This is a genomic window from Corynebacterium pseudodiphtheriticum (assembly GCF_023509295.1).
Taxonomy (GTDB): domain Bacteria; phylum Actinomycetota; class Actinomycetes; order Mycobacteriales; family Mycobacteriaceae; genus Corynebacterium; species Corynebacterium pseudodiphtheriticum.
Map to the genome: position 1 here is coordinate 146,049 of NZ_CP091864.1, position 19,805 is coordinate 165,853.

Annotated in this window: 17 protein-coding genes; 7 read left to right on the plus strand and 10 right to left on the minus strand. The window is 58.7% G+C overall.

Annotated elements, in window-relative coordinates; genetic code table 11:
- Position 1: 1 nt before the first annotated feature.
- The 3 genes from L9H78_RS00630 to L9H78_RS00640 are packed head-to-tail and all read left to right on the plus strand — an operon-like array spanning position 2 to position 2,477.
- Positions 2–1,351 carry a hypothetical protein gene (locus L9H78_RS00630; protein ID WP_249620157.1) on the plus strand — a complete coding sequence of 450 codons (1,350 nt, stop codon included), beginning with the start codon at positions 2–4 and terminating at the stop codon, positions 1,349–1,351.
- 16 nt (positions 1,352–1,367) lie between these two features.
- The gene (locus L9H78_RS00635; RefSeq protein WP_249620158.1) at positions 1,368–2,060 is read left to right on the plus strand and encodes a glycosyltransferase family 2 protein; all 693 of its coding nucleotides are present in this window, start codon (positions 1,368–1,370) and stop codon (positions 2,058–2,060) included.
- The gene (locus tag L9H78_RS00640) at positions 2,061–2,477 is read left to right on the plus strand and encodes a DUF2304 domain-containing protein (protein ID WP_249620159.1); all 417 of its coding nucleotides are present in this window, start codon (positions 2,061–2,063) and stop codon (positions 2,475–2,477) included.
- Between the two features lie 60 nt (positions 2,478–2,537).
- Here L9H78_RS00640 and L9H78_RS00645 read toward each other — a convergent pair whose 3' ends face one another.
- The 7 genes from L9H78_RS00645 to L9H78_RS00675 form a co-directional block, all read right to left on the minus strand.
- Positions 2,538–3,470 (minus strand): GDP-mannose 4,6-dehydratase, encoded by a 933-nt coding sequence (locus L9H78_RS00645; RefSeq protein WP_023018551.1) that lies wholly within the window; start codon positions 3,468–3,470, stop codon positions 2,538–2,540.
- Between the two features lie 24 nt (positions 3,471–3,494).
- Complete coding sequence (locus tag L9H78_RS00650) at positions 3,495–5,531, minus strand: DUF3488 domain-containing protein (protein WP_249620160.1); 2,037 nt, start codon at positions 5,529–5,531, stop codon at positions 3,495–3,497.
- A 3-nt stretch (positions 5,532–5,534) separates the two neighbouring features.
- The gene (locus L9H78_RS00655) at positions 5,535–8,870 is read right to left on the minus strand and encodes an arabinosyltransferase domain-containing protein (protein WP_249620161.1); all 3,336 of its coding nucleotides are present in this window, start codon (positions 8,868–8,870) and stop codon (positions 5,535–5,537) included.
- Between the two features lie 74 nt (positions 8,871–8,944).
- Positions 8,945–10,858 carry a galactan 5-O-arabinofuranosyltransferase gene (locus L9H78_RS00660; RefSeq protein WP_249620162.1) on the minus strand — a complete coding sequence of 638 codons (1,914 nt, stop codon included), beginning with the start codon at positions 10,856–10,858 and terminating at the stop codon, positions 8,945–8,947.
- Positions 10,859–10,888: 30 nt separating this feature from the next.
- A complete protein-coding gene (gene dprE2, locus L9H78_RS00665; protein ID WP_249620163.1) occupies positions 10,889–11,650 on the minus strand; it encodes a decaprenylphospho-beta-D-erythro-pentofuranosid-2-ulose 2-reductase in 762 nt (253 codons plus the stop codon).
- Between the two features lie 103 nt (positions 11,651–11,753).
- A complete protein-coding gene (gene dprE1, locus L9H78_RS00670) occupies positions 11,754–13,169 on the minus strand; it encodes a decaprenylphosphoryl-beta-D-ribose oxidase (protein ID WP_249620164.1) in 1,416 nt (471 codons plus the stop codon).
- A gap of 8 nt (positions 13,170–13,177) precedes the next feature.
- Complete coding sequence (locus L9H78_RS00675) at positions 13,178–13,426, minus strand: hypothetical protein (protein WP_021353564.1); 249 nt, start codon at positions 13,424–13,426, stop codon at positions 13,178–13,180.
- Positions 13,427–13,471: 45 nt separating this feature from the next.
- Between L9H78_RS00675 and L9H78_RS00680 the strand changes: the two genes are divergently transcribed.
- From L9H78_RS00680 to L9H78_RS00690, 3 genes are all read left to right on the plus strand, one after another.
- Positions 13,472–14,350 (plus strand): hypothetical protein, encoded by an 879-nt coding sequence (locus L9H78_RS00680; protein ID WP_249620165.1) that lies wholly within the window; start codon positions 13,472–13,474, stop codon positions 14,348–14,350.
- Between the two features lie 68 nt (positions 14,351–14,418).
- Positions 14,419–14,886, plus strand: coding sequence for a GtrA family protein (locus L9H78_RS00685; RefSeq protein WP_023018545.1), 468 nt, complete (start codon positions 14,419–14,421; stop codon positions 14,884–14,886).
- A 156-nt stretch (positions 14,887–15,042) separates the two neighbouring features.
- Positions 15,043–15,561, plus strand: a complete 519-nt coding sequence (locus L9H78_RS00690) for a hypothetical protein (RefSeq protein ID WP_249620166.1) — start codon at positions 15,043–15,045, stop codon at positions 15,559–15,561.
- Between the two features lie 75 nt (positions 15,562–15,636).
- Here L9H78_RS00690 and glfT1 read toward each other — a convergent pair whose 3' ends face one another.
- The 3 genes from glfT1 to wzm are packed head-to-tail and all read right to left on the minus strand — an operon-like array spanning position 15,637 to position 18,366.
- The gene (gene glfT1 / locus L9H78_RS00695) at positions 15,637–16,581 is read right to left on the minus strand and encodes a galactofuranosyltransferase GlfT1 (protein WP_249620167.1); all 945 of its coding nucleotides are present in this window, start codon (positions 16,579–16,581) and stop codon (positions 15,637–15,639) included.
- 60 nt (positions 16,582–16,641) lie between these two features.
- Positions 16,642–17,427 (minus strand): galactan export ABC transporter ATP-binding subunit Wzt/RfbE, encoded by a 786-nt coding sequence (gene wzt / locus L9H78_RS00700; RefSeq protein ID WP_049149602.1) that lies wholly within the window; start codon positions 17,425–17,427, stop codon positions 16,642–16,644.
- A gap of 45 nt (positions 17,428–17,472) precedes the next feature.
- Positions 17,473–18,366 carry a galactan export ABC transporter permease subunit Wzm/RfbD gene (gene wzm / locus L9H78_RS00705; protein ID WP_126850165.1) on the minus strand — a complete coding sequence of 298 codons (894 nt, stop codon included), beginning with the start codon at positions 18,364–18,366 and terminating at the stop codon, positions 17,473–17,475.
- A gap of 180 nt (positions 18,367–18,546) precedes the next feature.
- Here wzm and L9H78_RS00710 point away from each other — a divergent pair, with 180 nt between their 5' ends.
- Positions 18,547–19,782, plus strand: a complete 1,236-nt coding sequence (locus L9H78_RS00710; protein WP_249620168.1) for an aminotransferase class V-fold PLP-dependent enzyme — start codon at positions 18,547–18,549, stop codon at positions 19,780–19,782.
- The last annotated feature ends 23 nt before the right edge of the window (positions 19,783–19,805 follow it).

Consider the following 19,805-nt stretch of genomic DNA (forward strand, 5'->3'; position numbering starts at 1 on the left):
CGTGCGTTGGATGACTGTGGCGATGGTGTTTGCTGCCGCCAGCGGATATGTGGTCATGGTGTTGGCCGCTGCCGTGCTGGGCACTGATGGGGCCGACCGTTGGTTGGTGTTTTGGTCGTCGTTTTTTGCGGTCGCGGCTGTGGCTAACGGCATGCTGCAAGAAACCACTCGGGCGGTGGGGGAGGCGCAAAACCAGGAAGGGCAAAAAACACAAGAAGCGCAGGAACCGCAGGAAGGGCAGAAAGGGCAGAAAACGCAAGCCGCACAACCAGTAGCCGCACCTGCCGCTACCACGGCTGCGCGCCTGAACAAACCAGCAAACCCACTGCGCACAGGCGGGATCACCGGTATTGGCTTGGGCGCATTAGCGGCGTTGACGGCCCTGTGGTGGGCGCCGTCGGTAGCACCAGAAAATTCGTGGTGGGCGGGCATACTCATGGCCGTCGGTATCGCGAGTATCTTCGTGCAACAAACCGTCGCGGGCTTGTTATCAGGCACAAACCGGTGGAACCGCTACGCCGCCTTATTGGGCATGGATGCTGCGCTTCGCTTGGTGATCGCCGGGTTATTATCCCTGGATTATTTGACCGTGCAGATGATCCCACCGGCGGGCTACCAAATTGGCTTCATGATTGCGACGGTTTGCGGCGCGATCTCGTGGATCATCGTCATCGCCGCCTCCCGCGACCGGCGGAGCATCGTGCACGCCGAGGTCGATGTCACCGGTCGGCAGTTGTGGCGCAACAGCCTGGCCGCCATGGCCGCTACCGTCGCCACCGCGCTGATGGTCACTGGATTTCCGGCCCTCGTGGATCTCAGCCTGTCGATCTCACCGACGACCACCGCGGTGCCTATCGCTGCGTTGCTGTATTGTGTGATGCTCACCCGCGCCCCACTTTTGGTACCGCTGACAGCATTCCAATCCGCCGTCGTCATGTTCTTTTTGCGCCGCCGCGAACAACCACTCGGGGCTTTGCGTGCCCCGGTGGCAGGTCTGGTTGGGCTCGGTATTGTCGGGGCGGGTTTAGCCTGGGCAATTGGGCCGTGGTTGTTTGGCCTCTTTTTGGATGATGATTTCATTTTGCCCGGCTCAGTGCTCGCGGTATTGACAGCGGCATCGGTGGGAACTGCACTGTTGATGCTGACCGGTTCGGCGGTGCTTGCGCACCAGCGGCACCGCTCGTATACCCTCGGCTGGTGGGCAGCAGCGATTGCTTATATATTGCTGCTATTGGTGCCGTTGGATCTGGTGACCCGATCCGCGCTGGCCCTTGCGGTTGGCCCCTTGGCTGGGGTGGCCTGGCATGTCGCCACACTCGCCCGGCTTCGTCCAAAATATGCGTCTGATTAGGATATAGTAACGCTTGATGAAATATTCCGATGTCTGGCTGGTGATCCCGTGCTTCAATGAAGCGACGGTGATCCGTGACGTGATCGCAAACGCACGAAAGACCTTTCCGAATATCGTTGCGGTCGATGATGGCTCCAAGGATGGCTCACCAGAACAAATCCTGGCTGGCGGCGCGCACCTGGTGCAACACCCAGTGAACTTGGGGCAGGGGGCGGCAATCCAAACCGGCGTGGAATATGCTCGCGCACAACCCGGTGCACGCATTTTTGTCACCTTCGACGCCGACGGGCAACACCAGGTCCACGATGTGGAGAATATGATTGCCCGGTTGCGTCAAGATGAGCTAGACATCGTCGTCGGTACGCGTTTTGGAGCTTACGAACGCGAATCTTCCCAGGTTCCGCTGCTGAAACGCATCGTGTTGCGCATCGTGGTCGCACTGTCGCCGAAGCTAAAACGCCTGGGCTTAAGCGACGCCCACAATGGCTTGCGCGTGATGGGGCATCGTTTCGGCAATGCGCTGCAACTACGCATGAACGGAATGAGCCACGCCAGCGAATTCGTGGACATTATGGGCAGCGGCGACTGGGCTGTGGGCGAAGAACCCGTCGACGTGCTGTACACCGAATATTCCATGTCGAAGGGCCAGTCACTGTTCAACGGTGTCAATATTCTTGCCGACGGGCTACTGGGAAAGAGGCTGGATTAAATGTTGTTGATTCAAATTCTGCTGGTCATCGCGGTTGCCGCGTTGACTCTGTATTTCCTGAGCAACCGCCGCAAAGCACGCGCGAAAGCCGGCGTGAAAATCGGCTTCGTGACATTTCTGGTCCTTGCTATTTTCGCGGTGCTGTTCCCCGACGCGACGACGTGGGTGGCGCAACTGGTGGGCGTGCAGCGGGGAACCGATTTGATGCTTTATGCACTGATCGTAGCCTTCGTGTTTGTCACGGTCAGCTCGTATCTGCGCTTCCGCGAACAAGAACTACGCTTTGCTCGGCTGGCGCGTGCGGTGGCATTGAGTAATGCCCAGGCTCCGGATGACCTGAATGATGCGGACGATCTTAAGGGCGCGGATAATGCGGAGGATGCGGAACCAACCGGTGCCAGAGAAAACCGGGCCTAATAATGATTAGGCCCAGCGGTGACCGGGCTTAGTCGCGACCAGTCCTAGCTGCCACCGGTTCTAGCTGCGGAAGTATTCCACGGTTTTCGCTACACCTTCTGCGATATCTACCTGCGGGCGCCAACCTAATAGCTGCTCAGCTTTGGCTGGGTTCAGGCAGCTGCGTGGCACATCGCCGAGCCGCGCGGGGGCAAATTCTGGGGTATCCGGGGCCCCAGCGGCCGCGGCAACCAAGGTGTGCAGCTGCCGGTCTGAAGTTTCCACACCCGTACCGATATTGAAGCGCTCGCCACCACCTGCGGTTCCAGAAGCCGCCAGGTAGGCCGCGACCACGTCGTCGACGAAAATATAATCCCGGGTATTGCTACCGGTGCCGAAGACCTTCGTGGGCTCACCGGACAACAACCGCTGCGCGAAGATCGCTACTACGCCGGCTTCCCCGTGCGGGTCTTGCCGCGGGCCGTAGACATTTGCCGGTGCAATATGCGAACACTCCAGGCCATAGAGGTGCCGGTAGGTATTCAAATAAATCTCGCCAGCTGCCTTGCTGGCCGCATACGGCGAGTGTGGATCAATTGCTGTGGATTCATCAACTGGGTAGTCGTCCGGAACCCCATAAATAGAACCACCGGATGGCGTACCAACAATTTTTCGGACCCCCGTTTTCCGTGCGGCTTCGGCCAGACGAATCGTGCCAATAATATTGGCTTGCGCATCATGCAATGGATCCGTCACGGAGTGGCGCACGTCGATCTGCGCGGCCAGGTGGAAAATTACCTCTGGTTCATGTTCTGCACAGATGCTTTCGAGATCGCCGGTGATGATGTCGGCTTCCACGAAACTGAAACCGTCATGGTCGCGCGCCAGTTCTAAGTTGGCACGGTTACCCCGGCTGAGGTTGTCTAGGGCGACAACCTCGTCGCCCCGTGCCAAAAGTTGATCGACCAATGTAGAACCGATGAATCCGGCGCCGCCGGTAACCAAAGCCTTCATGCCCCTAAGGTTACGCCTTCCGCCCTATGGTGTCTGCGGCGGGTATGGGCTATTCTCCAGGATCTTTTCCAATTCTGCGGCACTAAACATTTCGTCGACGGCGTAGATGGTGACTTCCCGGTGGCGGTACACTTCGGTGAGTCCAGGCGCGGTATCTCGCAAGTTCAGCAAGACGTCATTGGGTGGTTGCTTTTCTGGACCCCAAAAATTCGGTGGACTGATGAACACATAGTTTATGTTCATGCGTTTGAGGATGGCGTCGACTTCCTGGCCGTCGCTAGTACCCGAACCCGCCTGGTCCAGGGTATGGAAAAGCGCGGTCAGCTCCGGTTCTACGGCACCGGTATAGAAATAATGCCGTGCGGTGCTAGGAAGCCGGTTATAGGCATACATCCAGCCGCTTCCTTCATCCGGGTTCACAAAAATGTGCCCGTCATAGGCTTTCGGCTGTTCAGCCAACCAATCATAGGCGCGCAGGTCGCGCTCGCTCACCAGGCGGCCAGAGCGCGAGTCTTGGGATAGTGCCCGGGCCGGTTCTTGCAACGTGATCAGGGAAGTACCCGCCACGATGGCGATCACCACCCCTGTGACCCCAGCGGTGATTGGTAGGCGACGAATGCGGTCTTTGTTTATCGCCGCGGCTACTTTGTGGATGATCCACCCCAGCAGTAGAGCAGCCGTGGCTGCCACCAGAATGGATACCCACACGTTGATGCGCCGGGCATCCGAATAAAACGGGCTCACAATCTCTTGTAGGAAATCGCCCACCGGGGTTTCAAAATACTTCATGGCGTGCGCAGACAAGGCCACGCCCAAAGCCCACAGCAAAATAGGCCAGACGGTTTTGCGCGCCAGCAAAACCAGCGCACCAATGCCACCGATGATCAGCAAATGCCAGGTAGGGCCAAATTCATTCGTGTGCCTCGTGAGCAATCCAGCAGCCAAGCGCCAGCTTTCGGCTCGGTCAATCCCCTGGACCTCGAAGGTGCGGGCGAAATCACCGAAATCTTCTGCATCCTCATTGCCAAACAGAAACACAGCAGCCGGAATGGCAGTAGCCACTGCACCGAGGCCTACCGCGGCCAAAGTTAAGAAATCACCCAAGCGTGAGCGCGTCGGTGCGAACAGTGCGTGGAAAAGCCAGTAGAACACCACCAGGAACACCGCCAGCAACAAACCCTGGGGCTGGCTGCTCAGCGCACCAAACAACGCGAAGATGGCAAAGGGGATGGCTCGGCGATCGCGCAGGCAATGGATCGTCAACATCGCCGCCATGACCCCCAGCATCATTGAGGTAGCAGCGGGAATGGCTGCGACACGAATCTCGATCCATGGCAGTGCCGGGAAAAACGCGGTGCCGGCCCCAGCGATACCGGCCACTGCACGCCCGCCCAGCAGGCCAGCCAATGCAGCCACTGCCCAAGGAGTCACGAAAGCCAGCATGATCCCGGAGCCGAGGTTGTACTCGGCCATCGTGGTGAGATCCACCCAGCGCGCAGGAATGGAAACGACGGAATGCCACGCGGTGGGGTAATACATCGGGGCGCCAGTGAATTGGTGATGCAATGCGCCCATCTCGCCCGGAGCCGCAATACCTTCTTCACTGATAAACGCCAGCACATTCGCGTGCCAGTGCGCATCCCAGCCTTGGAAGACATTGTTGATGCCATGTGGCATATCCGCCAAGTAATTCCAGTACATTCCGCCGATGCTCAGTGCACCCGCGCCCACGCCAGCAACCGGAAGCCAATCCTTTGCTTCCCAACGACGACGCGTCGGCGCTAGTGTTGGCGTTAGCGTCGACGCTACCGGTACGGGCACCAGACGCCCCCACAATTCCGCCAGCACAACGGCAACCAGCAAGGTGATCGCGGCCGTCGGCAAGCGCCAGCCAGCCCCAAACACGTTGCTTATTTGTACACCAGCAGCGACGATGCCAAACGTAATCGCCGGTGCCGCCAGCAGAGCAACTGGCACTGACAGGCGAGCTCGCCAGCCAACCAGCAACCCGGGCAAGATCACCACGGCGATGAGACTGGCGACGAAAATCGCTGCGTCCATTGCTTAACTCCGTTCTTTACGGATTTTCATGTCCGAGCTGTGCCACAGACCGCTGCGGGTGTGCTCGCTGTAGTCGATCGTAGCTTCATCCGGGGCATTGCCTGCAGAATCGCGTCGCAGCTCGTATTTGTGCACCGCACCCCAGTCGCGGTTCCAGTCGCCATCCAAATATCCGGGGATTTCATAGGACCAGTTCACGGCTTCTGCCGTGGCCATCGCGCCACCACCGTAGTAGTCCTGGAAACCACCCAGCTGGGATTGCGCATCAGAGTCCGGCAACACGCGGAATTCTGGGATTTCTGTGACGCCTGCGTAGTGGTCAAATGGGCGCTGGCACGGGAATTGGAAGGCCGTCGACCAGTCCAGTAACGCCGGGGTATCGCCGTCGAAACGTTGGCTCACTGGCTCCAACTCCGGGTTGCGTGGCGGGGTCAGCGCGATCCAGTCTTCTGGGTCCAGCGAATAGTCCTCGGCCACCAAGCGCACCACGTCGGCGTCTTCGGGGATTTCCTCCAGTGGGAAGCGCAGGTTGCGCCAGTCCGGGCGCTGGCCGACGTCCATCATCTCCACCTTCTTGGTGTTTTTGACCTTGCCATCCGCACCGCGGGTGCCGTATTCCAGCAACAGCTCTTCGCCTTCTTGCTCGATGCCGTTGATGTCGTGGTGGGCGATGCGACCAGCGGCAGAGACCACCAGCAGCGGGGCCGACTCGCGGCGTTCCGGCAGTTCATACCAGCCCGTGCTCAGCTCTGCGGCTGCCTGTGGCTCGGATTTATCCACCCACGAACCCAACACCGGCACCCGGTTATAGTCCAGGTTGAATGGCAGGCGGATGGTGGATTCGTTCACGCCAGCATCGGCACGGTTACCATCCTCGGTTTCCTCAGTCGATTCCGAACCCTGGCCCGCGCTGGTTGGCGAATCGGCATCACCGATCACACCGACAGCAGCTGAATCGCCACCATCCGGCTCGATCTCAGAAGGCACACCGTTTGGGGTGAAACCGCGCGAGTCACCAGCCTCGAGTGATTCGCCGAGTTGCCCATTAACCGGGCGCAAGAACGAATCATTGGTATTGGTCTCCAGCAAGGCGTCGTCGGCAAGCGCGCAATGCTCCCCCGTCAACGCCTGCAGATTTCCCTTGCCGATGGAATACGACGGGTATTGATCCACAAAAGCTTTGCCGAACGATGCCATCGACAGCGCAACCGCTAGCGCAGAAACCACCGCGATTGGTGCCGCCATTACGCCAGCCCAACGCGTATTGCGTTCTGGTTTCGGCGAGCGGAAAGAATAAACGACGCCGACCAGCAACACGATCAGAGCCAACAGCAACACAACGTTGGTGGCTTCGACACCGCGCAACTGGATCGTGCGATCCCACCAAGGGATACCAAACGAGGACACATACCACCAGGCATTCCAGCCGGCCAGAGTGAACGCCAGCAGGAACAACACGCCTGCGATCGACAGCACACGAGCGCGCCGGGAGCGCACAGCTACCTGCGAAAGCACCACTGCACCCAGTGCGGCGATTGCGGCAGCAATACCGGCGTAGATACCGAAGTGGTGGGTCCACTTCGTTGGGGTGAACATGAGGAAGAACAGTGAGACGAACACGATCAACACCAGGCGCAACGCCGGGCCATTCGCCATCTTCCGGTCCCGCACAAACGCGTACAGAATCAGGGCGATGCAGGCGAACATCACCACAGGGCCGAAGCGGCGGGTAAACGAGCCATCCACGGTTTGTTCAAACAAGGTCTGGTAGCGGACGAACTCGAAGAACCACTCCAACGACGGGCCGACCTCGCCACGCACGCGGGTAGATTCCATGACCGTCGCGATGGTTTGGTTGTTGAAGATCATCACCATGATCATGGTCCCGGCAGCCAAAAACGGTGCGATCATCGCCGCGGCCGTCAGCTTGCTGCCTTCTAACAACTGCAGGCGGTAGCGCAAAATGCGGATCAGGTACGGCAGCGCGATCAGGAACGAACCGACCGCAAACAGTCCCGTCGGTCCCGCGGCCAAAGTGACCGTTGCGATGAAGGTACCAATCGCCGCAGGCAACAGACGCTGAGCCACAATCGCCCGCTCAAAAGATACCCAGGTGAGCACCACGCCCAGGGCGACGAATGGCTCCGGGCGGATACCGTTGTTGAAAGGCAACCAGAAGGCCAAAAACACCAGCGCGGCGGTCCAATGTGCCACGCGTCGGTCGTTCACCATTTCGCCCAGGCGCGGCAGAATCTCGCGGGAAAGTACCCACCAGATCGCCAGACCACACAGCAGCGCGGGTAGGCGCATCCACAGCGAGTTCGTGGATACCGAAGCAAAAAGCGCCAGCAGATCGTAGTACGGGGTACCAAACGGTGATTCCGGCACGCCATACCAGCGGTAATAATTCGCCATATAATCGGCGTGTTCAGTCACCCGTGCCATCGTCAGGATATAGCCGTCGTCCGAGGTATTAGCACCAAAAACGTGCCAGAAAGCCAGCACCGCCACCACTAGGCCATCCAGCGGGCGCAACTTAAACCAATGTGGCGGCAGCACCCGCAGATCCTTTCGGCCATCCAGCAGATCCATCCGCGCCAAAGCGATCAGCGAAAGCACCATGAAGAACACACCCAGCCCCATCGCCAGCGATTTCGCGAGCGTCGGGGTGGAGGTAAACCGCGAGTTGATCTCCACGTCCACATCCAGGCCTGCTGCGGTCAGCGTGGCCACATTTTCCGGGGTGTCCTCGATCTCGGTATAAATGCCGGTGACCTGCGGGCGCAGATCATCTTCCGTCTCCGCGGAATGCTTGCCGACGGCTACCTCAGCACCGTCTGCAGTAACCGAAATATTGATCAGTGCGTCGTCGGCAAGCGCAGCGACCTGCGATTCCTGCAGGCTTAGCAGCACCTCGTCGAGCGCAAAAACGTCCAAGCCACCGTCGGTAGAACGCACGAACAACCCGCGGTTGGAGGCCTCAGTGGAATCCTCCGGGACTGTGCCTAACACCAGGGTTTGTTCTTCGCGCAGCTGATCTAACGCAGAAACTGGAATCGTGGCATGGAAAGATTCCGGGGCCACGGAAATCAGTGGTGCGTTGACGGAATTCAGTGAGTCATTTTGCGGCCACGCAAACGAGGATTGCGTTTGGGTGACCGGCAGCAGCGGAGTGGCAATAAACAGCAAAAAGCCCACGACGCCGGTGATGATCGCCGTGAGTTGGAGCTTTTTTGCATGTGCGGCTGCGGTGGGGTTCGAGGCGCTGTGGGCACTGGCTGCTCGCTGTGCTGATTCCTCGGTTCCGACTGACTGGGGGTTGAGAGGTTGAGGTGACACAACGTGTCAGTTTAGCCCAGCCGCAGCCGAAAATTGGTCTTGACGGTCGTTATTTACGCCCCTATTTGGTGCCCTTATTTGGTGCGATTAATCACCACATAAGGCCCGATCTGTTCGACATCCCACAAACTTTGGTCTGCGAAAACCTCGGCGTTGAAAAATACCCCTTGGTAGGCCACATTCGGGTTATTCGGGTACAGATCCACCGCGATGTGCGTCTTGTATTCCTCGTCGTTTTTATCGCCGCGGAAGATGAAAACATCCGGGCCCTTCCACTGCTCATCTTCCAGAGCGGCGGCGAAATCCTGGGGGTCGGAAAGCTCCTCGAATGACGCTTCCGCCCAGTGCTTGATGGTGTCGTTGCGCTCTGTGAATTGCCCCATCGGGTTGGCATAGTGCGAGGTGAAACCATTGAACCCATAGAACGGGTAATAAGACAGCAGCAGATTTTCGTCGGTCAACACAACCGTTTGCTGTGGGGAGTGGCCTGCGGCACCGAGCGTCGCGACGATCTTCTGGAAGTATTTCGCCGAACCTGGGGCGAATTGGTCGGCGCGTTCGCCGTAGCCGTCAGTGTCGGTATAGGCGTGGTCAATTTCATCTTCGTTGGTCACGGAAATCTGCTGCGCGTAGCCAATACTGATTGCCACCAGTAGCACTGTGAAAGCGCCGGAGAGCTGGCGGGCGGACAACGTGAGCTTCCGGGACTCGAAAAAGCGCACCACCGCGGTGCGGTCGGCATCGGCGAAGGCGAAAAAGCCTGCGGTTGACAAGATCAGTGCGATCGGTAGTTCGATGCGGAAGCCCAGCAACGTGGAGCCCAACAGCGTCATCAGCATTGAGGCCAGCACCCAGCCGTAGAGCACGATGGTGGCGATTAACAACGGACGGCGTTTGCTGCGCAGCACCAAGTAGAGCAAGCCGAGCAAGCTGAAGAAGCCGAGCGCGGAGAACTCGAAAAATGGCAGCGGAACCTGCGTTCCTTCGGAGGGTAAGAAGTGTTGGGCGACGGAGGACGGCTTATATTCCGCCGTAGCCACCAAGTACAGGTATGGGCCCCATGAGATGGCAGCGATAGCCATAGAACCCAGCCCCATGACCGCCAGGCGGATAAACGGGCCGAGGTTGCGTTGGCCCGGTTGGCTGGTCCAGAAATAGTGGATGGTTAGCACAATGGTGATCAGCGCAGTCACGCCGACGAACAGCGTGTACATTGTGGCGGAAACTCCCAGGTAGACCGCCACACCAGCGACAGCCAACCAGGAGCCACGCACCGCGCGGGCAGCCATCACTACCGCCGGAGCTATACCCATGCCGACGATGGCAGCATAAGGTTCATCTGCCGCCATAGAAAGCGTCACCGCAGTATTCGCGAGCGCCAAAGTCGTCGCCAGGGGCAACGATCCGGTTAAGCCTTGCCACACGGGAACGAGCAGCGCGGCGGCCGTCGCCAAGGACACTAGCGCCCACGGCTGATAAACCTCCCAACCGGGCATATCCAGCAGGTTTGCCAAACGCCCGCCACCCCAGAACCAGCCCAGCGGGTAGTAAGTGGGCATATCCAGGTAATTCATGTCCTGGTGGCCAAGGTTGGTAGCGGTTCGGGTGAGGAACTGTGTGCGGAACAGTTGGTCTACTTGCAGGCCGTCAAGCCACAGGCGAGTGGCAGAAAGCGGAATGCCCAGCGTAGCGATGGTCAGCCCGGCAGGCGAGAGATAGCTGACCAGGTAAGTCAGCGCGGTACGCCATTGGGGCTGTGCGCGGTTGTCAGTTTTGCGCCATTGCCACAACAACACGGCCACCAGCACGAGCAAGCCGACCGCGAATGCGGTGGCCAGCGCGCGGGTGACCATGGAGGTATTAAAAGCCGGGAGATTCGTCCGGTCCAGGATGATCCAGGCGACGAGTGCGACGACAAAACTGCCCAGCCCCGTGCAGGCTAGGGCCGTGAAAATCTGGGGCCGGGTGAGTTGGTCTGGTTTGTTCATTCAGGGTTTCTTGTCGGGCAGGCAGGACACTTAGAACGGCAGACGACGGAAAATCGCCTGTGGGATGAACTGGAACGCCAGCGAGACGTAGCGGAACAGCGGGTGGACGAAGATATTGTCCTTGCCGTTTTTGATCGCCTCGACGGTGGCCTTGGCGACGTCGTCGACATTGACGGTCAGGGGAGCTTCGCCGGCTTCCGCCGACATCTTGGTGCGTACCTGGCCTGGACGTACGACCAGCACGTTCACGCCGGAATCGCGCAGGGCTTCACCCAAGTTGACGAAGAAGCCGTCGACCCCGGCCTTGGAAGCGCCGTAGACGAAGTTGGAACGACGCACACGCATACCAGCCACCGACGACAGCGCGACGATGGTGCCGTGGCCCTGCTGGCGCATCTTCTGCCCCAGTGCCACACCTACCGAGATTGCGCCGGTGTAGTTCACCTGGGCCGAAGCCACCGCGGCTTCGTGGGATTGCCACAATTCTTCCTGGTCGCCCAAGGTGCCGAAGGCAATCACCGCGATATCCACATCGCCGGTAGCAAAGGCTTCGTCCAACACGCCAGGGTGGGAATCGTAATCGGTGGCGTCGAAATCAATGACGTTGACCTCGCTGGCGCCAGCATTTTCCAGGTTGCGTGTGGAATCTGCTACGCGTGGCGAATCCTTGCGCGCAGCCAGAGTGACCTTGGCTGGGCCGGCCGCCAGCAATTCGCGGGCGATGCCGACGCCAATTTCACTGGTTCCGCCGAGCAACAAGATGTGCTGGGCTTGACCTACAGCATTCAACATAAAAATAGGGTCCTTTAAAAAGTTTTGGGGATTAGTGCAGATTGTGGGCTTAGCGCAGCTTGTGGGCTTAGTGCAGCTTGTGGGCTTAGTGCAGCTTGTGGGCTTAGTGCAGTTCCAGACGACGCGACATATCCGAGGCGAACACGCCGGTCGGGTCAATCTGATTACGGGTATCCAACCACGACTGCATCTGGGGGTACATCTGGTGGAATTTCTCCGCGGAGGTACGCGATTCCTTTGCCAAGTACAAGCGGCCGCCGAAATCCAGCACGCGCTTGTCCAACTCGTCCAAGAAGTGCCCCAGGCCCGGTTTGATGGGGAAGTCCACACAAATATTCCAGCCCGGCATTGGGAAGGACAACGGAGCGCGGTTGCCTTCGCCGAAGAGTTTGAAGACGTTCAGTGCACTGTAGTGGCCGGAAGCCTGGATGGAACGCACGATGGACTTCAACTCGCTGGTGGCTTCGCGTGGCACGACGAATTGATATTGCAGGAAGCCGCGTGAACCGTAACCACGGTTCCATTCACCAATCAGATCTAGCGGCTGATAGAACTGCGTCAGGTTCTGCACCTGGTCACGGTACTCACCGGATTTCAGCCACCACGCCTGGCCGACGGCTTTCATCGTCAGTTTATTCATAGTGAAGTTCGGGAAAATATCCGGCACGGTCACAAGCTGCGGTGCGCTGAACTTCAACGGGTCCTTCGCCAGCTTCGGGGAGAGCTCTTTCAGCTGATCTAACGTCGCCAAGCTGCCGCGCGAAATCGCGGCACGGCCCAGCTTTGGTTCTGGGCTGATGGCGTCGAACCAGGCCGAGGAATAGGTGTAGTTGTGCTCGGAGCCGTCGGCATGAAACTCGATGGTTTCATCGAAATTGCTGGTCAAATCGCCATCGGCAATGAAAAACGCGGTTTCGGTTTTGGTCATGCGGATCGTGGCCTGCACGATGATGCCGGTCAACCCCATGCCGCCAACCGTTGCCCAGAACAGCTCGCCGTCTGGATCATCCTCGGAGCCTTCTGGCTTCAGCGTCAGGATCTCGCCGCTGGCTACCAGCAGGTCCATGGATACGACGTGGTCACCAAAAGAACCAGCCGAGTGGTGGTTTTTGCCGTGAATATCCGGGCCGATCGCACCACCGATGGTTACCTGGCGCGTACCAGGAAGCACGGGAACCCACAGGCCATACGGCAGGGCGGCCTTCATCAACTGGTCCAGGGTCACGCCGCCATCGACGACCACCAAGGCGGTGTCTGGGTCGATGGAGTGGATCTTGTTGAAGCGCTGCATGTCGATGACCAAACCACCCGCGTTTTGGGCCGGGTCCCCGTAGGAACGGCCCATGCCGCGGGCGATGACGCCACGTTTAAGGTGGTCGGGCTTGTCAGCGTTGTCGTCGGCAACCTGCTTGACGGCCGCGACGATGGTGTCGAGGTCTTCCGTGCTCAGAACTTGCGCGCGGGTCGGGGCCGTGCGGCCCCAGCCGTGCAGGGTGGCTTCGCTGGTGTGTAGTTCCATGGTTACTACTATAAGTCCATCAAATGGCGGATGGGGGCAGGCAACTCGTCCTGTGAGGTGATCGTGTCTCCGTCGTATTCGCGCAACAGGCGATAGACTTCGCGCCGGGAGGTGCTATCCAGCATGGGAAGCTCCTCGGCGAACAGGCGCGTCATGAACTCATTGAGCGGCAGGTTGGTTTCCTGCGATGCAATATAAGAGCCGTTCAGGCGGTCATTTTCGGCGTCGTAGGAGTCTTTTTTCCGTTTTCCGAACATGCTTTAAGCCTACGTGTTCTGGCCTGCTCGTCTACCCTGGGGCGTATGCGCAGGCACAGCAACGTCGTGTATTTGCGGGAACGGACTGTCATCGTGCGGGCTTCCCTGGTGCGTGACGATTATGAAATTCACCGCCATATCGGGGTCTCTGAATCACTGGATTTGGCGGAGCTTGCCGACGTGTTGGCCACCTGTTTTGATCTGCGTGATGAGCAAACCCCCTGGCACTTCACGACGACGGGTCGCTTGCCGACGAGCTCGCGCGTAGAAACCTCCCGGCTCGACCCGCAGCACCTGGTTGGTGAATACCTGGGCAGTGAGCACGCCGGTGTGAATTTTCACTGGGGCCTGTGGGTCTTCCAACTGCAGACTGTGGAGACGTACCCGCGCGATAAGGAAACCCCGGTGGCGCTGTGTGTGGGCGGCTCGGGTTCTTTTCTGGGCAGCAAGTTTGATCTCACCGCGATTAACGCGCAGTTGACCGGCCCTGATGCTATCGATCAGGTGTTGGCGGAGGTCAACCCGGAGGTTGGCGCGCTGATTCGACGCTCTGGGGTGACGGATTTGGTGCCGTTGTTGCAGGCGATTGATGTGGGCCGGGAATGTGCGGTGGATGCGCAGGTCCGCGCGCGGTTGGAACAGTTGCCGCTGGAAACCGAGCCGCGGCGTCGGGAAGCGTTTTGGGCATGTGTTCTGGGGCTTTCGTGCATGGGTGGGCCGGAAATGACCGACGAGATCGCCGGGGTGCTGTTTGCTGCGCTGGGAGATTCTGGGCAATCAGGCCAGACAGGCCAGAGCGTTAAGCCACGCCAGTTGTGCGCAGATTCGCTTTCTGTGTTGGCGCAGTGTGTGGCGGAGGTGGCGCCGGTGGATCGGTTGGATTTGTATCGCGTTTTGTTGCGGGGTGAATCGGCTGCCGGTTAGGTAGGATCTGTGCAGTTATTGTTTGCCGTTGCTGGCAGAGTGTTTGCCGAGAAAGTCGAGTGAGTTTCATGCCTAAGTTTTCCGCGGTGCAGGCGCTGCGTTCGTCGTCGGTGGATGATTCGAAGAAGCTGCAGACGCAGTCGCTGAAATTCTTGCTCACGGGCATTGTCGCTGCGATCGTCGACTTTTCGTTGACGTGGATTCTGCAGATCGGCTTGGAAGCCTTGGCTCCGTTTTGGGCTCGTACCGTTGGTTTTATTTTTGGCACGCTGACGGCGTATTTGTTGAACCGTGCGTGGACGTTCCGGGCGCAGAAATCTTTCCGACGCTTCGCGGCGGTAGCGTTGCTGTACACGATGACGTATCTGATTAACGTCGGTGGTTCGCGCCTGCTTTTCGAGTTGTTTTCGGAAGTTTTTGGCTGGGCAGACTCGATTGCGCTGGCGGTTTCGTTCGTGATCGCGCAGGGTACTGCCACGGTCATCAACTTCTTCGTGCAGCGCCTGTTCATTTTTAAAAACGCTGAGCCGATTTAACGCGCAGCGAATTTAGAAATGGCGGCGGTTCCTTCCATGTGGTGGTTGACGAGCGAAGTATTCTTGGTTGATCCGCCCGATGATCTGATGCCTGGCGACGCATTGCCCAGGTAAATGTTGCGTAGTTCATGATTGTGAGGTTCCTTGATGGAGTCAATGAAAAATTCTTTGCAGCCTGCTCCACCTGACAAGGTTTTTCTCGCTTATGTAAACCGAAGGCCGCTGCATAAAATGGATATGAGGTGGGGTAAGCAGGTCCTAGCTGGCGCCAGTTTTAGTGAAAATGAGGTGTTGGATTGGATAGAAAAAGGTAAACAAGTTGAGCATGATATTTGGTATGAAGAATTAATCCTGGAAAATCCTCACGAAGTCTCCGGCACACCAAAAGAAGTTTTTGTGTATTTCAGTGGTATTACTTGCGAGGGCTGGGAGGAAGACTTTGAGTGGATGGATCCGGTGGGGCGTAGAGCCACTATTCCAATGAATTATGTGGGTGTGCCACGGCCTTGGCCAGCGCAAGCGGAAACCGGAGAAGAATATGGTGACATAGTGTGGAATCGGCAGGATCTTCATCTTTGGAGGGTTCCGTGTCCTTGGACGAGTGCTTATCTTTTGGCCCCGTTTCCTCATGCCAGCACCCCGGATATTAACTACGGCAAACCTTGGACAGTCTAAATTAATCACGCTCCCGGCCCGGGCAGCCGACAGCGGTGTCATAGCACCACCTGTAAAGCCCCGGTAACAGTTTTCTTAGCCCTGAGGTCGACGGAAATCTTCCGTGCGTCCTCGATTATGCAGGCGCAACCAGTTTTTAAAACCAGCGAAATCACGACGCTGCACCAAAAAGAACCACCCAAAGCGGGCGAATTCCTGCGGCAACAGCTTCTTCATTCCACGCTGCCACAAGATATAACCACGGTTACGGTAGGTGAAAAATCGCTTGCCTGGATTATCGGGAAATTGCGTGTGCATCTTGCCACCGAGAATCGGCTTGAACTCGTCGGCACCATCCGGGTGTAAATACGCCGCGGTCAGGCATGTGCCAAAACTTAAACCGGAATTGACCAGGCGGCGGTGGTATTCCACCTCATCTCCGCGGATAAACAGACGATAATCCGGCACTCCGATCTGCTCCATGGCGGCAGCCGAAATCAGCGCGCCATTAAACAGCGAGGCGATGCCCGGCAAAAATTCGCCGTCCAATTCGTCCAGGCGCCGACGCCAAACTAGGCCCTGCCGCAGCGGGAAGGCCAGGCGCTGCGGATCGTTGATATTGCACACGACTGGGCTGACCTGGTGTAGCCCGTGGGATTCGGCTACGGAATACAGCTTGTCCAGTACGTGCTTATCGGCGGGGCGCCCGTCGTCGTCGGCACACCAAATGGCATCCGCGCCCAGCGCGAGGGCCGTGAGAAAACCATAAGCGAAACCGCCGGCACCACCGAGGTTCGTGTGGCTCGGCAAATAGTGGCCGCGCTCGCCAGCTAATTCGTCGACAAGCGTTTCCACCGCAGCTTCTGCGCCATTGTCGACGACGATGATCCAGTCGACCGGGTGTGTTTGCGCAACCACCTGCTCGAGCGAGGCACGCAGCAGCTCGGCGCGGCGGTGGGTCACGATCACCGCGGCGGTGGAGCCAGTACGGCGCAGCGACGACGTAGAGGTCGGATCTGGCGAAGCAGAAGAAGCTGTCATGGAATCCATCCTATTGCTGAGGTTGGGTGTAACTCTGGACGCGTTTAGCCCTGGACGCGTTTAGCTCTGGAAGCGTCGTACCAGATCACGCACGTAATTACCGGCCTCGACGCCTTCGTAATCCTCGACGACGTCCTCCACGCGGCCCACGGAACGAATCTCGCCTTTGTCCACCCATAACGCCGTGTTACACAACTGCGCCAAGAAATCGTTGGAGTGCGAAGCAAACACCAAAATACCGGCGCGTTTGACCAGCTCTTGCAGGCGCACGCGGGCTTTGGCCATGAAGGCGGCATCCACGGCGCCGATGCCCTCGTCGAGAAGCAAAATTTCCGGCTCAATAGAGGTGACCACACCCAGCGCCAAGCGCACGCGCATACCGGTGGAATAGGTACGCAGCGGCATGCGCAGGTAGTCGCCGAGCTCGGAGAACTCCGCGATCTCGTCCATTTTCTTTTCCATCTGCTTGCGCGACTGGCCCAAAAACAGCCCACGGATAATGATGTTGTCGTAACCGGAAATCTCCGGGTCCATACCCACACCCAGGTCAAACACCGGGGCGACACGGCCGCGCACATCGGCGCTGCCACGAGTGGGTTCATAGATGCCGGACAGCAGGCGCAGCAGGGTAGATTTACCTGCGCCGTTGTGGCCAACCAGCCCAACACGGTCGCCTTCGCGCAGGTGCAAGTTGATGTCACGCAGCGCCTCGACGACGACGGTGTTACTGGCGTTTTTCCCCAACGCGCCGCCGGCGGTGGAAAGCATTGCCTTTTTTAGTGAGCGCGACTTGGCATCGAAGATCGGGAAATCGACGCAGGCGTTGTAGGTATCGATTGAGACCATGGTGGAAACTCCTTAAACAATCCCGCAGGATGAAACCCAGCTAAATTAAACCCAGTAGCTAACGCGGAAACGCCAGCGCTTCATTGCCAGCAACGCCAGACCAAATCCGGCGACGGTGCAGCCGAGGACGACCCACCAGTGGTAGGCGTCGACAGGCTGGCCGATCAGTGGGCCACGAACGATTTCGAGGTAGTGGAACAGTGGATTCAGCTCCACCAGGCGGGCTGGGCCTTCGATGCCGTCGCCGCCTTGTTCTTCCAGCGTGCGCACCGTCCACACGATGGGGGTGACATAAAACAGCAGCTGGGTCAGGGCTTCCAGCAGCGGGGCGACGTCACGGAAACGGGTGGCGACGATGCCGAAGAACATCGATACCCACGCGCCATTGAGCACCAACAGCACCAGCCCGGGAATGGCCAGCAGCACTTCCCAGCCCAGGTGGCGGGGGAAGATGATGATCAGCGCGACCCAGATGATCATGTTGTGCGCCAGGAACAACAGCTGGCGCCACACCAACCGGTACACGTGTACAGAAATCGCGGCGGGGAGCTGTTTGATCAGTCCCTCGTTATCGATGAAGATCATCGAGCCGTCCTTCAAACAACCCGAAATGAACGTCCACATGATCAAGCCCACAGTCACGTGCGGCAGGAATTCCGCGGTGGGGATGTCAAACAGCATGGAGTACAAAAAGCCCAGCGCAGTAGCCATAGCGCCGGTAGCAATGGTGATCCAAAATGGCCCTAACACCGAGCGTCGGTAGCGCTGCTTCATATCCTGCAAACCCAGCAGCAGCCACAGTTCGTGCTGCTTCAGGCCGTGTGACAGATCGCGCCAGGCAGCCCCGAAGGTCATGGACTTAGACTGGGGTGCATCGCCGTCGGCGCCAGAGGTCATCCGGGCAATATCTTGGTCAAGCTGCGTATTGTTCTCCTGCACAAGGGCAAACCTTAGCAGTTGCGTGCTGCCTGGCGAGGCTACAACGCGCACCGCCCTGCCGTGATTCTTTGTGTGAGCTGGGAATTTCTTGGGGGATAGGCGTCGGCCAGGAGGATTGAATGCGCCGCAATTTTCGGTATACAGTATTAGCGGGCAAGGCAGAAGGGAGCTGAGACAGGCATGGCTTATGACGTCTACAGCGTGCGTGGTTTGTACACCACGCTATCTGAGGGCTGGACGTATCTGAATGCGCATGCCACTCCGCAGGTCCCGGAACGCGTGGCGGTGGGTGTCGCCCGCGCTTTCCGTAATGCCACCTCTGTGAGCACCGGCCCGACCGGGAGCCATTCGCAGCGTCAACATGCCGGGCGGTTAGAAGGCGATGTGTACATCGAGAATGCCCGTGGCGCCGTGGCAGATTTGCTGGGGGTGCGCGCCGATCGCGTCGTCCTGGGTTCGAGCCTGCCGGTGCTGTATCAGTCTTTAGCGCGGGCGATGGAGCCGATGCTCGCGCGCCGTGGCACCTCGGTGGTGTTGTCGGGGTTGGATGCCCCGGAGGTATCTGCGCCGTTTTCTGGGCTTGTCGACGATACCCGCTGGGCCTTGCCGGATTTAGCCACGGGCGAGCTGCCGGCGTTTCAGTATAAAGATCTGGTCGACGGCCACACGCGCTTTGTTGCATTGTCCGCCGCGCATGATCTGCTGGGCACGGTCGCGCCGGTTAGTGAGATCGTGGAGCACGTGCGTTCGCGTTCGCGGGCCTGGACGCTTGTCGACGTCTCCAGCATCGCGATGTACCGGCCGATCGTGGCTGATGACTGGGACTGCAATATCTTGGCTATCGACCTGGCGCAGATTGGTGGCCCGCAGCTGGCCGCGCTGGTCTTCCGCGATACTGCGATGTTTAAACGCATTGCGCCGATTTCACCGACACAAGACTGTGATACCTACGCGAAGCTGGAATCTCCGTTTTCTGCAGGCCTGGCTGGTGGCGTCGGCCCGGCGGTGGATCACGTGGCGCGGCTGGGTTCGGCCCCGGCTGGTTCGCGGCGCAAACGTGTGCAGCAGTCCATGGCGGAGCTGGATGTGTACATGGCGCGGTTAACGAACCAGATGTATACGTTTTTGGGCACGCTGCCTGCCGCGCACATCATTGGCGTGACTGGTGAAGCCGCGGCTGGGTCGACGGCGGACCGGCTACCGCGTTTGTCGTTTGCTGTGCACGGAGTACCGGCGGCGACGGTGCACCAGCGGCTATTCGATAACGGGCTGGTGACCACCATCGCGCCAAATACCCCGCTGTTGGAAAACATGGGGGTCGGTGAGATCGGTGGCGCGGTGACGATTTCCGCCGCACCATTCAATACGGAAGCTGATATCGCGCACCTCACGCGCGTGGTGGCTTCGCTGGCTTAACTTTCCACCCCGTTAAACGACAA